16 protein-coding genes are annotated in these 16,407 nt (G+C 68.2%); 14 read left to right on the forward strand and 2 right to left on the reverse strand.

Annotated elements, in window-relative coordinates; translation table 11 throughout:
* The first annotated feature begins 44 nt into the window (after nucleotides 1-44).
* Complete coding sequence (locus tag ACEN9J_RS04155; protein ID WP_057591653.1) at nucleotides 45-806, forward strand: SDR family oxidoreductase; 762 nt, start codon at nucleotides 45-47, stop codon at nucleotides 804-806.
* Between the two features lie 7 nt (nucleotides 807-813).
* Here ACEN9J_RS04155 and ACEN9J_RS04160 read toward each other — a convergent pair whose 3' ends face one another.
* Nucleotides 814-2,280 carry an NAD(P)H-hydrate dehydratase gene (locus tag ACEN9J_RS04160; RefSeq protein ID WP_413763411.1) on the reverse strand — a complete coding sequence of 489 codons (1,467 nt, stop codon included), beginning with the start codon at nucleotides 2,278-2,280 and terminating at the stop codon, nucleotides 814-816.
* Between the two features lie 32 nt (nucleotides 2,281-2,312).
* Here ACEN9J_RS04160 and ACEN9J_RS04165 point away from each other — a divergent pair, with 32 nt between their 5' ends.
* The gene (locus ACEN9J_RS04165; protein ID WP_413763412.1) at nucleotides 2,313-2,744 is read left to right on the forward strand and encodes a hypothetical protein; all 432 of its coding nucleotides are present in this window, start codon (nucleotides 2,313-2,315) and stop codon (nucleotides 2,742-2,744) included.
* Between the two features lie 3 nt (nucleotides 2,745-2,747).
* On the opposite strand, the gene ACEN9J_RS04170 is transcribed toward ACEN9J_RS04165, so the two are convergent.
* Nucleotides 2,748-4,001 carry a D-amino acid dehydrogenase gene (locus ACEN9J_RS04170; protein ID WP_057591656.1) on the reverse strand — a complete coding sequence of 418 codons (1,254 nt, stop codon included), beginning with the start codon at nucleotides 3,999-4,001 and terminating at the stop codon, nucleotides 2,748-2,750.
* A gap of 445 nt (nucleotides 4,002-4,446) precedes the next feature.
* Between ACEN9J_RS04170 and rpsB the strand changes: the two genes are divergently transcribed.
* The 12 genes from rpsB (at nucleotide 4,447) to fabZ (ending at nucleotide 16,400) form a co-directional block, all read left to right on the forward strand.
* The gene (rpsB, locus tag ACEN9J_RS04175; protein ID WP_057591657.1) at nucleotides 4,447-5,199 is read left to right on the forward strand and encodes a 30S ribosomal protein S2; all 753 of its coding nucleotides are present in this window, start codon (nucleotides 4,447-4,449) and stop codon (nucleotides 5,197-5,199) included.
* Nucleotides 5,200-5,278: 79 nt separating this feature from the next.
* Entirely contained in the window at nucleotides 5,279-6,202 is a 924-nt protein-coding gene (tsf, locus tag ACEN9J_RS04180; protein ID WP_057591658.1) for a translation elongation factor Ts, read from the forward strand.
* Between the two features lie 101 nt (nucleotides 6,203-6,303).
* Nucleotides 6,304-7,026, forward strand: coding sequence for a UMP kinase (gene pyrH, locus ACEN9J_RS04185; protein ID WP_057591659.1), 723 nt, complete (start codon nucleotides 6,304-6,306; stop codon nucleotides 7,024-7,026).
* A gap of 12 nt (nucleotides 7,027-7,038) precedes the next feature.
* Entirely contained in the window at nucleotides 7,039-7,599 is a 561-nt protein-coding gene (frr, locus tag ACEN9J_RS04190; RefSeq protein ID WP_057591660.1) for a ribosome recycling factor, read from the forward strand.
* Nucleotides 7,600-7,607: 8 nt separating this feature from the next.
* Nucleotides 7,608-8,345, forward strand: a complete 738-nt coding sequence (gene uppS / locus ACEN9J_RS04195) for a polyprenyl diphosphate synthase (RefSeq protein ID WP_057591661.1) — start codon at nucleotides 7,608-7,610, stop codon at nucleotides 8,343-8,345.
* A gap of 27 nt (nucleotides 8,346-8,372) precedes the next feature.
* Nucleotides 8,373-9,218 carry a phosphatidate cytidylyltransferase gene (locus ACEN9J_RS04200; protein ID WP_057591662.1) on the forward strand — a complete coding sequence of 282 codons (846 nt, stop codon included), beginning with the start codon at nucleotides 8,373-8,375 and terminating at the stop codon, nucleotides 9,216-9,218.
* On the forward strand, nucleotides 9,215-10,405 hold the full coding sequence (gene ispC, locus ACEN9J_RS04205; RefSeq protein WP_413763413.1) for a 1-deoxy-D-xylulose-5-phosphate reductoisomerase: 1,191 nt from the start codon (nucleotides 9,215-9,217) through the stop codon (nucleotides 10,403-10,405). Before ACEN9J_RS04200 ends, ispC begins: the two co-directional genes overlap by 4 nt.
* Nucleotides 10,406-10,445: 40 nt before the next feature.
* Nucleotides 10,446-11,876 (forward strand): RIP metalloprotease RseP, encoded by a 1,431-nt coding sequence (gene rseP, locus ACEN9J_RS04210; protein WP_057591664.1) that lies wholly within the window; start codon nucleotides 10,446-10,448, stop codon nucleotides 11,874-11,876.
* 39 nt (nucleotides 11,877-11,915) lie between these two features.
* Nucleotides 11,916-14,366 (forward strand): outer membrane protein assembly factor BamA, encoded by a 2,451-nt coding sequence (gene bamA, locus ACEN9J_RS04215; RefSeq protein ID WP_057591665.1) that lies wholly within the window; start codon nucleotides 11,916-11,918, stop codon nucleotides 14,364-14,366.
* A complete protein-coding gene (locus tag ACEN9J_RS04220) occupies nucleotides 14,366-14,929 on the forward strand; it encodes an OmpH family outer membrane protein (protein ID WP_057591666.1) in 564 nt (187 codons plus the stop codon). Before bamA ends, ACEN9J_RS04220 begins: the two co-directional genes overlap by 1 nt.
* 14 nt (nucleotides 14,930-14,943) lie before the next feature.
* On the forward strand, nucleotides 14,944-15,921 hold the full coding sequence (gene lpxD / locus ACEN9J_RS04225) for a UDP-3-O-(3-hydroxymyristoyl)glucosamine N-acyltransferase (protein WP_413763414.1): 978 nt from the start codon (nucleotides 14,944-14,946) through the stop codon (nucleotides 15,919-15,921).
* The gene (gene fabZ / locus ACEN9J_RS04230; protein WP_172705594.1) at nucleotides 15,918-16,400 is read left to right on the forward strand and encodes a 3-hydroxyacyl-ACP dehydratase FabZ; all 483 of its coding nucleotides are present in this window, start codon (nucleotides 15,918-15,920) and stop codon (nucleotides 16,398-16,400) included. Before lpxD ends, fabZ begins: the two co-directional genes overlap by 4 nt.
* Nucleotides 16,401-16,407: the final 7 nt, after the last annotated feature.

Here is a 16,407-nt window from a genome sequence, read left to right on the forward strand (position 1 = left end):
AATCCATTCGAATCCATGAACACGCCGAGAAGGAGACAACGGGCATGAGTACAGAGAAGAACAAGGGCATCGCGATCGTCACGGGTGCCGGCACCGGCATCGGCCGCGCCGCGGCGCTGGCGCTGCTGGCCGATGGCTGGAGCGTGGCCCTGGCGGGCCGCCGTCTCGAGCCGCTCGAGCAGGTGGCCGAGGAGTCGGGCGCCGGCGCGCGCGCCTTCGCGGTGCCCACCGACGTGGCCAGCGCCGAGTCGGTGCAGGCGCTGTTCGGCGCCACCGTCGAGCGCTTCGGCCGCGTCGACCTGCTGTTCAACAACGCGGGCGTCGGCAACCCGCCCGGTTCCTTCGAGGACTGGACGCCCGAGCAATGGCGTGGCGTGGTCGACATCAACCTCAACGGGATGTTCTTCTGCATCCAGCAGGCCTTCCGCACGATGAAGGCGCAGACGCCGAAGGGTGGCCGCATCATCAACAACGGCTCGATCTCGGCCACCGCGCCGCGGCCGAACTCGGCCGCCTACACGGCGACCAAGCATGCGGTCGAGGGACTGACCAAGACGGCCTCGCTCGACGGGCGCAAGCACGACATCGCCGTGGGCCAGATCGACGTCGGCAATGCCATGACGGAGCTGGCCGCGCGCATGGCCAAGGGTGTGCCGCAGGCCAATGGCGAGCTCGCGGTGGAGCCGCTGATCGACGTGAAGATCGTCGGCCAGTCGGTGCTCTACATGGCGAACCTGCCGCTCGAGGCCAACGTGCTGTTCCACACGGTGATGGCGACGAAGATGCCCTTCGTCGGCCGCGGCTAGAAGCCCGTCAGCGGGGCGACTGGCGCGCGAGCGCGCCGGCCGTCAGCGGCGGTGCGTCGGCCGGCCAGCGGTCGGCCAGGTGGCCATGGTGCCAGGCCGCTTCCCGGGCGGCGTCGAAGGCGTCGCGGCCCGCCGCCAGGCCCGCGCCGACCATGCCGGCGAGCACATCGCCGGTGCCGGCGCTCGCGAGGCGGGCATTGCCGGTCGGATTGAGGACGGGCACCGTGCCCGCGTCGTCGGCCACGATCGTTCCCGAGCCCTTGAGCACGACCACGGCGCCCGTTTGCGCCGCCAGCCGGCGCGCGGCCGCCAGGCGATCGGCCTGCACCTCGCCGGCCGTGCCGCCGAGCAGCCGCGCCGCCTCGAGCGGATGCGGCGTCAGCACCGTGGGCCGGCCGCGCTTCGTGCGCGCCTTCAATTGAGTCAGCAAGCCGTCGTCGCTCGCGAGCGCGTTGAGCGCATCGGCATCGAGCACCAGCGCGCGGGCGGTCGACAGCACGCGCGGCAGCAGCTCGCGCACCGCGGTACCGCCGCCACAGCCGCAGACCACGGCCATTGCCGAGAGATCGAGCGAGCGGGCGTCGCGCAGCATGAGTTCGGGCTGTGCGAGGTCGACCGGTGCCGCGCCCGGATCGAGCAGCCCGACGAAGGTGCGGCCCGCGCCCGCGTGCAGCGCGGCGGACCCGGCCAGCAGTGCCGCGCCGGCCATGCCCGAAGCGCCGCCGATCACGGCCACGTCGCCGTAGCTGCCCTTGTGGGAGGCATGGGCGCGCGGCGCGAGCGACGGGGCGCCCGGCAGGCGCGCCACGGGCGGTTCGCTTGTCGCGCCGCAGCCGAGGTCGTCGAACCAGATCTCGCCGGCCGCGTCGCGGCCCTGGGCCGTGAAGAGGCCGGGCTTCAGGGTCAGCAGGCTCAGGCAGATGCGTCGCGATGCCGCGCTCTGCCCGGGCAACTCGCCAAGCGAGTGCGTGCCGGTGTCGGCATTCAGTCCTGACGGTACGTCGACCGCGAGCACCGGATGCGGCTCGCCATGCATGCGGCGCAGCCAGTCGGCCATCGTGCCTTGGGGCGGCCGGCCGACCCCGATGCCGAGCAAGGCGTCGATCGCGAGTTCGTAGTGCGCGGGCGGCTCCGAGGCGAAGACCACGCCGGCATCGCGAGCCCGCTGCAGCGAGGCCTTCGCGTCCGCGGGCAGTCGGGTCTCGTCGCCCGCGAAGCTGACGATGGCCTCGAACCCGCGCTGCCGCAACTGCGCGGCCGCCTCGAAGCCGTCGCCGCCGTTGTTGCCCGGCCCGCAGGCCACCCAGACCGTGCGGGCGTGCGGCGCGATCGCCATCGCGAGCCGTGCCACCGCCAGTCCGGCGCGCCGCATCAGCGCGTGGGCGGGCAGGGCGGCCGCGCCGGCCTGCTCGATGCGGCGCGTGGCGGCGAGGTCGAACAGGTCGGCGGCGGTGGCGGCGGTGATGCGATGCATCGGGCGATTCTGCCCCTGCCTATGATCGCGCGATGAAACGTCTCGGACTCCTCGGCTGGCTGGTCGCGCTGCTGTTCGCGTGGTTCGCGGCCTTCGTCGTCACGGGCATGATGCTGGACGAGGGCCCGGGCTGGGCGCTGGGATGGCTGGCCGCCGTCTGGGGCGTGTTCCTGCTGGCCGAATCGCTGCGCTGGGTGCCGCTGCGCGACCTGGCCTGGGCCGCGAGCGTGGGCTGGGGCTTCGGGCTGATCCGCTGGCTCGATCCCCTGATCGACGGTTCCGCGGGCGCGTGGCGCTGGCTGCTGATGGCCGCTGACCTGCTGTGCCTGGCCGTGTGCGTGCTGGTCGGGCCCGCGTTGCTGTCCGGGTTGGCCCGGCGCCTGCGGCCGCCGGAGCCGTCGCCCCTGCCGGTGGAGAAGCCGGCCGCCTATCCGCGCCAGTGGGGCCCGAAGGACGAGGCCTGAGCCTCAGCTTCCGAGCCGCTCGACGCCCAGGCCTTCGAGGTCCACACCCGGGTCCTGCCCGGCGATCAGGTCGGCCACCACGCGCGCGCTGCCGCACGACAGGGCCCAGCCGCTGGAGCCATGGCCCAGGTTGAGCCACACGCCCGGAATGCCGCTCGCGCCGAGCACCGGCGGCCCGTCGGGCAGCATCGGCCGTGCGCCTTTCCACTGCTGCACACCCGACTGCAAGGTCGCCGCGCCCGGGAACCAGTCCTGCAGCACCTTGTAGAGCGTGAGGATCGCGGGTTGGCTCAGCGTGTCGGCCGAGCCGCCGATCTCGGCGCTGCCGGCCACGCGCACGCGCTGGCCGAGGCGCGAGATCGCGACCTTGTAGCGCTCGTCCATGATCGCGCTGCGCGGCGCATTGAGCGGCTCGCGCACCGGCGCGCTCACCGAGTGCCCGTAGACCGGGGCCATCGGGATCCGCAGGCCGAGCGGGCGCAGCAGCGAGGCCGAGCCGAGCCCGGCGCAGACCACCACCGCATCGAAGCGCAGCGCATCGGAGCCGCTGGCCAGCGACACCGAAGTGGGCGCGGCCCGGCTCAGCGGCGCGATGTCGCAGTTGAAATGGAACTGCGCGCCGAGTGCCTCGGCCTCCCACTTGAGCAACAGTGCGAACTGGCGGCAATTGGCGACCTCGTCCTCGGGCAGGTAGATCGCGCCGGCCAGCGCGGTGTCGGGATTGAGGGCGGGCTCGATCAGCCGGGCCTCGTCGGCATCGACTTCGCGGAACACGCTGCCCGCGCCGCGCAGCACCTCGAGGCCGGGCTGGACCAGCTTGCGCTCGCGCTTGGAGCGCAGCAGCACCAGGTAGCCGTCGCTGCGTTCGTAGCTGAGTTCGCGGGCTTCGCTCACCTCGTGCAGCCGGGTGCGGCTGTAGAAGGCCAGGCGCTGCATGCGCGCTCGGTTCGCGAGGTAGGTTTCGAGCTTGCAGGCCTTCTGCCAGCGCGACATCCAGCCCAGGTCGCGCGAGGACAGCGGCCAGCGCAGCTTGATGGCGCCGTGCGACGACAGCAGCGAGCGCAGCACCTTCAGGCGCATGCCGGGCGCCGCCCAGGGCGTGACATAGCCGGGCGCGACCACGCCGGCATTGGCGAAGCTGGCCTCCTCGGCGGCGGCGCCCCGGCGTTCGAAAACGGCCACTTCATGGCCGTCGGACGCCAACTCCCAGGCTGTGGTGACACCGATGATGCCGGCGCCCACGATCGCGATTTTCATTGAGATTCAGAATAAAAAAGAGAGCTGACGCCCATCTGACGAGGGCTTGCAGCTATTGTTTTTGAAGCAGCAGTGCCGTCTCGTCGTGCGGTGCAGCATGCCAGAGCATTGGCCTCGCAGGGCGTTTTCCGGGTGCGGGACGGGGCATCGAGCGTGCGTGTCCGCCGCGCGGTTCGCGACGGATGACGGGACGAAGGGGCTTCAGGGGCTGGCAAGGCGGGCGGGGCAGAGGTGTCTGAGGCGCGTGCTATACTCTTTGGGTTTCGCTCACGCGGTACTTTGCCTGTAAGGGACGAGCGCCACGCAGAGGAAACACATTCGCAAACCAGCCCAATCAAGGTGTTGCGACTTCGCTGATGCAGCGTGGCCGGCCAGGCCGGTTTGCAGCGTCCGGCGGAGTGCAAAAACGGGCTGGATTTTAGACCCAACCTTCGGAGTAATTTCAATGTCCGTCACCATGCGCGAAATGCTGGAAGCCGGTGTCCATTTCGGCCACCAAACCCGCTTCTGGAACCCCAAGATGGCCCCGTTCATCTTCGGTCATCGCAACAAGATCCACATCATCAACCTGGAAAAGTCGCTCCCGATGTTCCAGGAGGCGGCCAAGTACGCCAAGCAGCTCACGGCCAACCGCGGCACGATCCTGATGGTCGGCACGAAGCGCCAGGCACGCGAAATCGTCGCCACCGAAGCCCGCCGCGCCGGCGTGCCCTTCGTCGACACCCGCTGGCTCGGCGGCATGCTGACCAACTTCAAGACCGTCAAGACCTCGATCAAGCGTCTGAAGGACATGAAGGCCCAGCAGGAAGCCGGCCTCGACAGCCTGAGCAAGAAAGAGCAGCTCACCTTCACCCGTGAAATCGAGAAGCTCGAGAAGGACATCGGCGGCATTCAGGACATGACCGCGCTGCCCGACGCCATCTTCGTGATCGACGTGGGCTTCCACAAGATCGCCGTGGCCGAAGCCAAGAAGCTCGGCATTCCGCTGATCGGCGTGGTGGACTCCAACCACTCGCCCGAAGGCATCGACTACGTGATCCCCGGCAACGACGACTCGTCGAAGGCCGTCACGCTGTACGCCCGTGGCATCGCCGACGCGATCATCGAAGGCCGCAACAGCGCGACCAGCGACGTGGTCAAGGCCATCGCCGAAGGTAGCGACGAATTCGTCGAAGTCGAAGAAAGCGCTTCGGCCTGAGCTGCGCGTCCCCGCGCCTGAAGAAGGGGCTTCGTTGCCCCTTTTTTTTAATCTGATTTTCTGAATACGGAGAGAAACAATGGTTGCAATCACCGCAAGCATGGTCGGCGAACTGCGCGCCAAGACCGACGCGCCGATGATGGAGTGCAAGAAGGCTCTGACCGAGGCCGACGGCAACATGGAAAAGGCCGAAGAGCTGCTGCGCATCAAGCTCGGCAACAAGGCCGGCAAGGCATCGAGCCGCATCACCGCTGAAGGCGTGGTGGCCGCCTATGTCGACGACGCCGCCGGCGCGATGATCGAGATCAACTGCGAAACCGACTTCGTCACCAAGAACGACAGCTTCCTGGCCCTGGCCAATGCCGCCGCCAAGCTGGTCGCGCAGAACAACCCGGCCGATATCGCCGCGCTGGGCGCGCTGGCCTACGAGCAGGACGGCTTCGGCCCCACGCTCGAAGACGTGCGCAAGGGCCTGGTCGGCAAGATCGGCGAGAACATGAGCTTCCGCCGCTTCAAGCGCTTCGCCGGCAACGGCAAGCTGGCTTCGTACCTGCACGGCACGCGCATCGGCGTGATGGTCGAGTTCGAGGGTGACGACACCGCCGCCAAGGACGTCGCGATGCACATCGCCGCCATGAAGCCCGTGTCGGTCGCCGCCTCGGACGTCCCGGCCGAGCTGATCGAGAAGGAACGCGCCGTGGCAGCGGGCAAGGCGGAAGAAGACCGCAAGACCGCCGAAGCCGAAGGCAAGAAGCCGCAACCCGCCGACATCGTTGCCAAGCGCATCGAGGGCGGCGTGCAGAAGTTCCTCAAGGAAGTCTCGCTGCACAACCAGCCCTTCGTGAAGAACGACAAGCAGACCGTCGAACAGATGCTCAAGGCCGTCAACACCACCGTCAAGGGCTTCACCCTGTACGTGGTCGGCGAAGGCATCGAGAAGAAGGTCGACGACTTCGCCGCCGAAGTCGCGGCCCAGGTCGCCGCCGCCAAGGCCGCTGCCTGAGACCGTTCCCGCCAGAAGGCGACGGCGTGCCGGTGCATGCTGTCGCCTTTTCACCGCCAAGCCCTACACTCGCCCCCGCTCACTCTCAAAGGAAATTGCCCATGTCTGATCCCCGCCCAGCCCACAAGCGAATCTTGTTGAAGCTGTCGGGAGAGGCACTGATGGGCGACGATGCCTTCGGCATCAACCGCGCCACCATCGTGCGCATGGTCGCGGAAGTGGCCGAGGTCGTGAACATGGGCGTCGAGGTGGCGGTCGTGATCGGCGGCGGCAACATCTTCCGCGGCGTCGCGGGCGGCTCGGTCGGCATGGACCGCGCCACGGCCGACTACATGGGCATGCTGGCCACGGTGATGAACTCGCTGGCGCTGGCCGATGCCATGAACAAGCAGGGGCTGGTGGCGCGCGTGATGTCCGCCATCGCCATCGAGCAGGTGGTCGAGCCCTACGTGCGGCCCAAGGCGCTGCAGTACCTCGAGGAAGGCAAGGTCGTGGTGTTCGCTGCCGGCACCGGCAACCCCTTCTTCACCACCGACACCGCCGCCGCGCTGCGCGGCGCCGAGATCGGCGCCGAGCTGGTGCTCAAGGCGACCAAGGTCGACGGCGTCTACAGCGCCGATCCGAAGACCCATCCCGACGCGACGCGCTACGCCAGCCTGACCTTCGACCAGGCCATCGCGCAGAATCTCGGCATCATGGACGCGGCGGCCTTCGCGCTGTGCCGCGACCAGAAGCTGCCGATCAAGGTGTTCTCGATCTTCAAGAACGGCGCGCTCAAGCGCGTCGTCATGGGCGAGGACGAGGGCACGCTGGTGCATGCCTAGGAGTATTTGAGAATGACCATTGCCGATATCCGCAGCACGACCGACGCGAAGATGAACCAGTCGATCGCTGCCTTCCAGAACAACCTCACCAAGATCCGCACCGGCCGTGCCAACGCCGCGCTGCTCGACTCGATCCATGTCGAGTACTACGGCTCGCAGGTGCCGCTGAGCCAGGTGGCCAACGTGTCGGTGCTCGACTCGCGCACGCTGAGCGTGCAACCCTGGGAAAAGGGCATGGGCGCCAAGATCGAGAAGGCCATCCGCGAAAGCGACCTGGGTCTCAACCCGGCCTCGATGGGCGAGCTGATCCGCGTGCCGCTGCCGGCGATGAGCGAGGAGCGCCGCCGCGAGATGACCAAGCTGGTGCGCAACGAAGGCGAGAGCGCCAAGATCGCGACGCGCAACCTGCGCCGCGACGCCAACGAGGCGGTCAAGAAGCTGGTCAAGGAAAAGCTGGCTTCGGAAGACGACCAGAAGCGCGCCGAAGCCGAGATCCAGAAAGTGACCGACCGCCACATCGCGGAAATCGATCGCCTGATCACGGCCAAGGAAGCGGAGATCATGGCCGTTTGAGGCTGCCCATGGCCGCCTCCAAGCCGCAGACCATTCCGCACCACATCGCCATCGTCATGGATGGCAATGGCCGCTGGGCCACGCGGCGCTTCCTGCCCCGCGTGGCGGGGCACAAGCAGGGCGTGGAGTCGCTGCGGCGCTGCGTCAAGGCCTGCGTCGATCGCGGCGTGCGGGTGCTCACCGTGTTCGCCTTCTCCTCGGAGAACTGGAACCGTCCGCCCGAGGAAGTCTCGGGCCTCATGGACCTGATGGTCGGCGCGCTGGCGCGCGAGGTGCCCAAGCTCGGCCGCGACGGCGTTCAGCTGCGCTTCGTCGGCGAGCGCGGCGGCCTGTCGCCGAAGATGGTGAAGGGGCTGGTCGACGCCGAGAACGCCACGGCGGCCAATGACCGCCTGGTGCTCAACGTGTGCTTCAACTACGGCGGCCGCTGGGACATCGCCCAGGCCGCCGCCAAGCTGGCCGCGCGCGGCGAGCCGCTGACCGAGCTCAACCTCGACCGCGCGATGGCGCTGGCCCACGTGCCCGACCCCGACCTGTTCATCCGCACCGGCGGCGAGCAGCGGCTGTCGAACTTCCTGCTCTGGCAGAGCGCCTACGCCGAGCTGTTCTTCAGCGACAAGCTCTGGCCCGAATTCGACGAGGCCGCGCTCGACGAGGGCATCGCCGCATTCCAGAACCGCGAGCGCCGCTTCGGCAAGACCTCGGCGCAGGTCACGACCGACGCCCGATCGCGCCAGACCGCCTGATCCCTCTTTTCCGGACGACCCCGCTGCATGCTCAAGCAACGCATCCTCACGGCGATCGTCCTGTTGGCGATCCTGCTGCCGGCGCTTTTCTATCCTTCCTACGTTCCCTTCGGCTGCGTGATGCTGGTGCTGATCGGCGCCGCGGCCTGGGAGTGGGGGCGTCTCAACGGCTACGGCCAGCGCGTGTCCGTGTTCCTGGGCCTCGAGATGGTGGCGCTGTGCGCGTTCTCGTGGTGGCTCGGGCTGCTGGCCCAGCCGCTGCTGCCGCTGTGGATCGTCGCCAGCGCCGCCTGGGTGCTCGGTGGCGCGGCGCTGCTGCGTGCCGCCGTTCCGGGCTGGCCCAAGGTGCCGCGCGGCATCAGGCTGGTGGGCGGGCTGCTCGCGCTCTGGGTGGCCTGGCTGGCCGCGGTGCAGGCGCGCCTGATCGGCATCAACTTCCTGCTGTCGATCCTGGTGCTGGTCTGGGTCGCCGACGTCTTCGCCTATTTCGCCGGCCGCGCCTTCGGTCTCAAGTTCACGCGCCGCAAGCTCGCGCCCGCCATCAGTCCCGGCAAGAGCTGGGAAGGCGTCTGGGGCGGCATGGCGGGCGTGGTGGTGCTGGCACTGGCCTGGGTCTGGGCCGATGCCTCGGCGCAGGCCACGGTGGCCAGCCTCTACAGCCGGCTGGCGACGCGCGGCTGGTGGCTGCTGCTGCTCGGCGTGGTCTTCATGGCGGCGATGAGCGTGGTCGGCGACCTGGTCGAATCGCTGATCAAGCGCAGCGCGGGCGCCAAGGACAGCAGCCGGCTGCTGCCCGGCCATGGCGGGGTGCTCGATCGGGTGGATGCCCTCTTGCCCACGCTGCCCATTGCAATGATGCTGGCTTTTCTGTGAACACTTTCCCCAGACAACGCGTGACGGTGCTCGGCTCGACCGGGTCGGTCGGCGCCAACACGCTCGACGTCATCGCGCGCCATCCCGAGCGCTTCGAGGTCTTCGCGCTCTCGGCCGCCACCAAGGTCGACGAGATGCTCGCGCAGTGCGCGCGCTTCTCCCCACGCTTCGCGGTCATGGCGAGCGAAGCCCATGCGGCCGCGCTGGCCGAAAAGCTGCAGCAGAACCATCTGCCCACCCGGGTTCTGTCTGGCGCTGGCGCTATCGAAGAGATAGCATCGCACGACGAGGTCGATGCCGTCATGGCCGCCATCGTCGGCGCCGCCGGCCTGGGTCCCTGCCTGGCGGCCGCGCGCGCCGGCAAGCGCCTGCTGCTGGCCAACAAGGAGGCGCTGGTGGTCGGCGGCGACCTGTTCATGCGCACGGTGCGCGAGGGCGGGGCGACGCTGCTGCCAATCGACAGCGAGCACTCGGCCATCTTCCAGTCGCTGCCCGAGGACCCGTCCACCTGGGCGCGGCGCATCGACAAGATCATCCTCACCGCATCGGGCGGTCCGTTCCGCACCCGCGCGCCCGACACCCTGAGCTCCGTCACGCCCGAGCAGGCCTGCGCCCATCCCAACTGGGTGATGGGGCGCAAGATCTCGGTCGACTCGGCCACCATGATGAACAAGGCCCTCGAAGTGATCGAGGCGCGGCACCTGTTCGGCGTGGCGCCCGAGCAGATCGAGGTGGTCATCCATCCGCAGAGCGTGGTCCATTCGATGGTGCAGTTCACCGACGCCTCGGTGCTGGCCCAGCTCGGCACGCCCGACATGCGGGTGCCGATCGCCGTCGGCCTGGCCTGGCCCGAGCGCATCGAGAGCGGGGCCACGCGGCTGGACTTCCGCCAGCTGGCCGACCTGAGCTTCGCCGCGCCCGACGCGGCGCTCTTCCCGGGCCTCGACCTAGCCTGGCAGGCGCTGCGCGCGGTGCCGGGCACCACGGCCGTGCTCAATGCCGCCAACGAGGTCGCGGTCGAGGCCTTCCTGGCGCGCCGGCTGCGCTTCGACCGCATTCATGCGGTCAACATGGAAACTTTGGAGGCAGTTGCGCCCTCCAAGCCGGGGTCGCGGGCCGATCTGCTGGCCATCGACGCCAGCGCCCGCGCCGCCGCGAATGCCGCGGCGCTGCGCCTTTCCGCCTGACGCCCACCCGCGTCGCCGATTCCCAGAAGCAAGGTTCCGGATGCTCACCCTCGTCGCGTTCATCGTCGCGCTCGGCCTGCTGATCACCGTGCACGAGTTCGGGCACTACCGGGTCGCGGTGGCCTGCGGCGTCAAGGTCAAGCGCTTCGGCGTGGCCACGCTGCCCTTCGGCAGCCCGGACAGCCCCTCGCTGCTCGGCCGTTTCCTCTGGCGCATCAGCAAGCCCGTCTACACCTGGAAGCCGCGGCGCCAGCATCCGGGGCAGGACACCGAGTTCGCCGTCGGCCTGTTCCCTTTCGGCGGCTACGTCCAGATGCTCGACGAGCGCGAGGCGCCAGTGGCGCCCGAGGAGCGCCACCGCGCCTTCAACACCCAGCCGCTGCGCTCGCGCGCGGCCATCGTCGCGGCCGGCCCGATCGCCAACCTGCTGATGGCGGTGGCCCTCTACACGGCCGTGAACTGGATTGGCGTGCAGGAGCCGGTGGCGACCCTGGCGCGGCCGGTGGCGGCCTCGCTGGCCGAGCAGGCCGGGCTGCGCGGCGGCGAGCACATCGCCCGTGCCGGCTTCGAGGGCGACGATCTGAGCGAGGTCCAGTCCTTCGAGGACCTGCGCTGGCGCATGACCCGCGGCGCGCTCGACGGCCACGACCTGACGCTCGAGGTGGCGGGGCAGGGCGGCCAGCCGGCCCGCACGCTGGTGCTGCCGCTGAGCCGCATCGAGGCCAAGGATGCCGATGCCCAGATGTTCCGCAAGATCGGCGTGCTCGCGCCCATGACCCGCCCCGAGATCGGCGAGGTGATGGCCGGCGGCGCCGGCGAGCGCTCGGGCCTGCGCCGTGGCGACCTGGTGCGCGCCATCGGCGACACCGCCATCGTCGATGGCCAGCAGCTGCGCGAGGCGATCCGTGCCTCGGTCAAGGATGGCAAGGCGCAGGCGCAGCCGTGGCGAATCGAGCGCGAAGGCCGTGCCCAGACCCTCGAGGTCGTACCCGAGGTGCGCGACGAGGGCGGTCTGAAGGTCGGCCGCATCGGTGCCTACGTGGGCGCGCCGCCCGAGATGGTGACCGTGCGGCAGGGGCCGGTCGACGGCGTCTGGCGCGGCGTGGTCCGTACCTGGGAGGTCTCGGCACTGACCGTGCGCATGATGGCCAAGATGGTCATCGGCCAGGCCTCGATCAAGAATCTCAGCGGCCCGATCACCATCGCCGACTACGCCGGCAAGTCCGCCAGCCTGGGGCTCACGCAGTACCTGGTGTTCCTCGCACTCATCAGCGTGAGCCTGGGCGTGCTCAATCTGCTCCCGCTGCCGGTCCTCGATGGGGGGCACCTGATGTATTATCTTTGGGAGGGCCTGACCGGTAAAAGCGTCTCCGACGTCTGGATGGACTGGCTTCAGCGCGGTGGCGTTGCCCTGCTCCTGGTCATGATGTCGATTGCCTTGTTCAACGACACATCGCGGCTCTTTGGTTAACTATCTTGCCGGCCCTTTCCGCGCCGGATCAATTCACAGATGAACAAAAACTTCAGTCGCTTTCGCCTGCGTAGCGTTGCCGCACTGGTGGCCAGCACGTTGGCGGCCACGGCAGCCTGGGCCGTCGAGCCTTTCACCGTGCGCGACATTCGCGTGGAAGGCCTGCAACGCGTGGAGCCCGGAACGATCTTCGCGTCGTTGCCGCTGCGCGTGGGCGACACCTACAGCGACGACCGCGGTTCCGCCGCGATCCGCGCGCTGTTCGATCTGGGGTTGTTCAAGGACGTGCGCATCGACGTCAACGGCAATGTGCTGGTGGTGATCGTCGAGGAGCGCCCGACCATCGCCGACGTGGACTTCGTCGGCACCAAGGAATTCGACAAGGCCGCGCTGCAGAAGGCGCTGCGCGAAGTCGGCCTGACCGAAGGCCGGCCCTACGACAAGGCCCTGGCCGACCGCGCCGAGCAGGAGCTCAAGCGCCAGTACGTGAGCCGCAGCCTCTACAACGCACAGGTCGTGACCACCGTCACGCCGATCGAGCGCAACCGCGTGAACCTGACCTTCACGGTCACCGAGGGCGACTCGGCGCGCATCCGCGAAGTGCACATCGTCGGCAACAAGGACTTCAGCGAGAGCACGCTGCTCGACCTGTTCGACCAGGACAGCGGCGGCTGGCTCAGCTGGTACACCAAGTCGAACCAGTACTCGCGCGCCAAGCTCAATGCCGACCTCGAGACGCTGAAGAGCTACTACATCACGCGTGGCTACCTCGAATTCCGCGTCGACTCGACCCAGGTCGCGATCTCGCCGGACCGCCAGGACCTGTCGGTCACGGTCAACATCACCGAAGGCGAGAAGTTCGTGGTCGCGGGCGTCAAGCTCGACGGCAACTTCCTCGGCCGCGACGACGAGTTCAAGACGCTGGTCACGATCAAGCCGGGCGAACCCTACAACGGCGAGCAGGTCAACGCGACCACCAAGGCCTTCACCGACTACTTCGGCACCTTCGGCTACGCCTTCGCGCGCGTGCAGGCCAAGCCCGAGATCGACCGGGTCAACAACCGCGTGACGCTGGTGCTGCAGGCCGAGCCCTCGCGCCGCGTCTACGTGCGCCGCGTGAACGTCGGTGGCAACACCCGCACGCGCGACGAAGTGATCCGCCGCGAATTCCGCCAGTACGAGGCTTCCTGGTACGACGGCGACAAGATCAAGCTCTCGCGCGACCGCGTGGACCGCCTGGGCTACTTCACCGAAGTGAACGTCGAGACCCAGGAGCTGCCGGGCTCGCCCGACCAGGTCGACCTGCTGATCACCGTGGCCGAGAAGCCCACCGGTTCGCTGCAGCTGGGCGCCGGCTACTCGAGCGCGGAGCGCGTCTCGCTGACTTTCGGCATCCAGCAGGAAAACGTGTTCGGCTCGGGCAACTACCTGGGCCTGCAGGTCAACACCAGCAAGTCGAACCGCACGATCTCGGTGACCACCACCGATCCGTACTTCACCAAGGACGGCATCTCGCGCACGATCAGCGTCTATCACAACACGACCCGCCCCTACAACACGGCGGTCGATGGCGATTACCAGCTGGTCAACCAGGGCGCCTCGATCCGCTTCGGCGTGCCGTTCAGCGAGCTAGACACCGTGTTCTTCGGCATCGGTGTGGAGCGCTACGCCTTCAAGTCCAAGAACACCTACGCGTTCCTGACCCCGAACGCCTACCGCAGCTACTTCGGCTGCACGACGCGTCCGGTCCCGAGTCTCGTGCCGGGCATCACCTTCGACGTGATTGACGGTTGCGCGAACGACAGCGTCTGGGGCATCCCGCTGACCGTGGGCTGGGCGCGCGACGACCGCGACAGCGCCCTGGTCCCGACCAAGGGCCGCCTGCAGCGCGCCAACCTCGAGATCGGCGTCGGCGGCGACATGCGGTACATCAAGACCAACTACCAGTACCAACAGTTCTTCCCGATCAACAAGCAGTACACCTTCGCGATCAACTCCGAAGTCGGCTACGGCAAGGCGTTCGGCGGCAAGGTCTACCCGATCTTCAAGAACTTCTACGCCGGCGGCCTGGGCTCGGTGCGCGGCTTCGAACAGAACTCGCTCGGTCCGCGCGACGTGCCGCTGCTCGGCCAGACCGAAGGCGCGGCGCTCGGCGGTACCAAGAAGGCGATCTTCAACGCCGAGCTCAGCACGCCGTTCCCCGGCGCCGGCAACGACCGCACGCTGCGCCTGTACGGCTTCTTCGACGCCGGCAACGTCTTCGGCTCGCGCTCGGCCGGCCTCACCGACGAGCAATGGAAGGCCTCGAAGAAGATCCGTGCCTCGGTCGGCCTCGGCATCAGCTGGATCTCGCCGCTCGGCCCGCTGCGCATCGCCTACGCCGTGCCGGTGCGCCAGCAGAAGGAAGTGCAGGACCCGAACACGGGCGTCATCCTGATCCCGAAGGATAGAATCCAGCGCCTGCAATTCCAGATCGGAACCTCTTTCTAATGACGCATTTGATTCGCGCCGCGGCAGGCGCGTTGCTGATTCCCGCGATGGCATGGGTCGCGGCGCCTGCATGGGCGCAGGCGCAGGAAACATTTCGTATCGGCTTCGTCAATCCCGACCGCGTGCTGCGCGAAGCGCAGCCCGCGAAGGCGGCGCAGGCCAAGCTCGAGGCCGAGTTCCTCAAGCGCGAGAAGGACCTGACGGCGCAGGGCGATGCCCTCAAGGCCGCCTCCGAGAAGTTCGAGCGCGAGGCCGCCACGCTGCCCGAAAGCCAGCGCAACGCGCGCCAGCGCACGCTGATCGAGCAGGATCGAGACTTCCAGCGCCGCCGCCGCGAGTTCCAGGAAGACCTCAACGCCCGCAAGAACGAAGAGCTGCAACAGGTCTACGACCGTGCGAACCGCGTGGTCAAGCAGGTTGCCGAAGCCGAGAAGTACGACGCCATCCTGCAGGAAGCGATCTACATCAACCCGAAGCACGACATCACCGACAAGGTGATCAAGGCGCTCAACGCCTCGCTGAGCACGCCGTCGCCCGCTTCCTCGCCCACGGGCGGCAAGTAACGCCGCGTACCGGCGTGGCGCTGCAGCTAGGAGCCATCGTTGACGCCCTCGGGGGCGAGCTTCATGGCGATGCGATGCTGTCCATCGAGCGGCTGTCCCCGCTCCAGAATGCACAGCCCGATGCGCTCAGCTTCCTGAGCCATCCCAAATACCAGCAGGAACTCGCGGCCTCCAGGGCCGCCTGCGTGATCGTGTCGCCCGCGATGAGCGAGGCCGCAGCCGCGCGCGGGGCCTACATCGTCGCGGCAGATCCCTACCTCTATTTCGCGCGGCTCACGCAGCTGTGGAAGTCGAGCCATGCACGGCCCGAGGCCGAGCGCATCCATCCCTCGGCCGTGGTCCATCCCGAAGCGCAGGTCGACCCCACGGCCCGCATCGGCGCGCTGTGCGTGGTCGAGCGCGGCGCGCGCATCGGCGCCGGCACGGTGCTGAAGTCGCGCGTCACCGTGAGCGAGGACTGCACGATCGGCGAGCGCTGCCTGCTGCATCCGGGCGTGGTCATCGGTGCCGACGGCTTCGGTCTCGCGCCGAGCAAGGAGGGCTGGGTCAAGATCGAGCAGCTCGGTGCGGTGCGCGTCGGCAATGACGTCGAGATCGGCGCCAACACCTGCATCGACCGCGGCGCGCTCGACGACACCGTGCTCGAGGACGGCGTGAAGCTCGACAACCTGATCCAGATCGGCCACAACGTGCGCATCGGCCGCAACACCGCGATGGCGGGTTGTGTCGGCGTGGCCGGCAGCGCGACCATCGGCGCCAACTGCACCTTCGGGGGCGGCGCCATCGTGCTGGGCCACCTGAGCGTGGCCGACAACGTCCACGTGTCCGCCGCCACCGTGGTGACACGCTCCATCCGCAAGGCCGGCCAGTACACCGGCATGTTCCCCATCGATGACAATGCGACCTGGGAAAAGAACGCTGCAACGCTCAAGCAGTTGCACAGCCTGCGCGAACGACTGAAGGCGCTGGAGAAGGCTCCCCCCCAACAATGACGACGATGCAGGAACAGAAGACCACCATGACGACGACGCTCGACATCCATCAAATCCTCAAGCTGCTGCCGCACCGCTATCCTTTTCTGCTGGTCGACCGCGTGCTGGACATGGAGAAGGGCAAGCGCATCACGGCGCTCAAGAACGTGACCATGAACGAGCCGTTCTTCAACGGCCATTTCCCGCATCGCCCGGTGATGCCCGGCGTGCTGATGCTCGAAGCCATGGCGCAGGCCGCGGCGCTGCTGTCGTTCCGTTCGCTCGACATCGTGCCCGACGACAACACCGTCTATTACTTCGCCGCGATCGACGGCGCGCGCTTCAAGCGGCCCGTGGAGCCGGGCGACCAGCTCACGCTGGAGGTCGAGATCGAGCGCATGAAGGCCGGCATCTCGAAGTTCAAGGGTCGGGCGCTGGTGGGCAGCGAGCTGGCCTGCGAGGCCTCGCTGATGTGCGCGATGCGCCAGATCAACGCCTGACGATCGG

The sequence above is a fragment of the Variovorax sp. Varisp41 genome (assembly GCF_047325085.1).
Lineage (GTDB): Bacteria > Pseudomonadota > Gammaproteobacteria > Burkholderiales > Burkholderiaceae_C > Variovorax.